At 30.9% G+C, this 1,786-nt stretch carries 1 protein-coding gene; it reads right to left on the bottom strand.

Going from position 1 to position 1,786, the window contains the following annotated elements; translation table 11 throughout:
* Positions 1 to 226: 226 nt before the first annotated feature.
* Positions 227 to 1,786, bottom strand: a 1,560-nt coding sequence (locus CKA54_RS07705) for an autotransporter outer membrane beta-barrel domain-containing protein (protein ID WP_172586661.1), incomplete at its 5' end; no start/stop codon positions are given.

Genomic DNA, 1,786 nt, shown 5'->3' on the forward strand with positions numbered 1-1,786 from the left:
ACCCAACTCCCCAGAGTTTGCTAATAAGCATTAAGCTTTTTAGCTTAATGTTATTAGAGAGTTTGCCTAATAAGGAGTTTGGTATTTATATACCATTACACACTTGTATTCTTGATTAACGTGCTTTTGTTTGTTGTTGTTTGTTTGTTGTCTATAATTATTTCAAGCAAACTCTGGGCAATTGAGTTTAGTTTCACACTAACTATCATAGTTAGTGTGAAAAAACTTACCACCATAAACCTAGTTTTAAAAACATCGTATGTGAACTAGTATCATCAAAGGTAAATGCACCTGCATAATTGAGTGATAAGTCAGCATTATGTGCTATAGCATAAGAAAGACCTAATTGTCCAAACCCATAATACTTTGAAGTTTCTACTTTTGCACTAAGATGATTAGTGCCTAGTTTTAAATTTCCTTTTGCATCATTGTATAAGTTTACAATAGCTCCCATAGTAAGATTGGTTCTTAATTTATCACTCCATGGTTTATACCATTTTAAAGCAGCACTTGCATCAATAAAATTAAACTGTTCTGCTAGGTAGTGTTCTTTTGTTCCACCTAAGTGATAAAGAGAAAAGTTTTTATTACTCATACCATAATAACTAAGACCAAGCTCAGGAGAAATTCTTGCAATATCTAAAGTATTATAATAATTTGCACCTAGTTTAATTTCTGCTCCATAACCATATACCTTAGTATCACTTTCTACACTAACAGGTAAGCTTTGATAGCTTTTTTCTATATCACTTTGAGTATAATCTAAGATTGTTCTAGCACTAAGATAGTATTGATTAATCCCATCTCTTGCTAATACTCCATAATAAGTTAAACCACCATAGTATGTTTTATCATCAAATCTTAGTCTTTGTCTAGCTTGTTCTTTTTTACTATCTTCATATCCTAGATAAAAACCTATCACACCATAGTCTTTAGGTAGTTCTCTTTGAGAACCTCCTATTAAACCACTAGTATTAACCTTTAAATGACCTGTTGTTTTTCCTATCTTGATATTAGAGTGATTATAATAAGGCAATAAGAAAGTATGGTTTTTTGCATGTGGGTTTTTATTAGGAATGAAGATGTCTTCTAATTCTGCTAATAAGTCTGCATCATTACCATAAGCTTCACCTTGTTTAGATAATTGCATATTTAATGCTTGAGAGAATTCTGTTTGGAAGTTTTGAGAGGTGATGTCTCTTAACATATTAGAGATATTAATCGCTCTTAATCTTGAAGCATATACCATAGACTTTGCTAGGGTTTTACCACTAAGTTCTTTAGTATCTACTACGGCTGCATATTGACCCTTACCTACATTCACAAAGTTATAAATTCCACTAATGCTATGGATATTGCTTGCATCTACACCTGCACCATTGTTAGTTTCATTTCCTTGGCTATTTCCGTTTTTATCTGCAAAGAAAGTATTACTATCATAGATTTGATTTAATACTAAATCTTTAGTATTAACATAAATATTATCTGCATAAATACCACCTAGATTATCTCCACCTATGATGATAGAATTTTCTAATCTTTGGTTATTATCTTTAGTATATTCTAAAGCATTAAAATACCAACCATCTATGCTAATTTTACCCTTATTATTGTTTTCTAATTGGTAGCCATTGTTATTTTTACCAATAAAGCCATTATTATATTCACTTGCTTTTTTAAAGCTTGGAGTAAAATTAGAACTAAGTGTAATAGTACCTGTATTTGTAATACCATTGTGTATGCTACCATGATTGATGATATTCATAGAGCCTTCGTTGTTAATGCC

It is taken from the genome of Campylobacter sp. P255 (assembly GCF_003627915.1).
Lineage (GTDB): Bacteria > Campylobacterota > Campylobacteria > Campylobacterales > Campylobacteraceae > Campylobacter_D.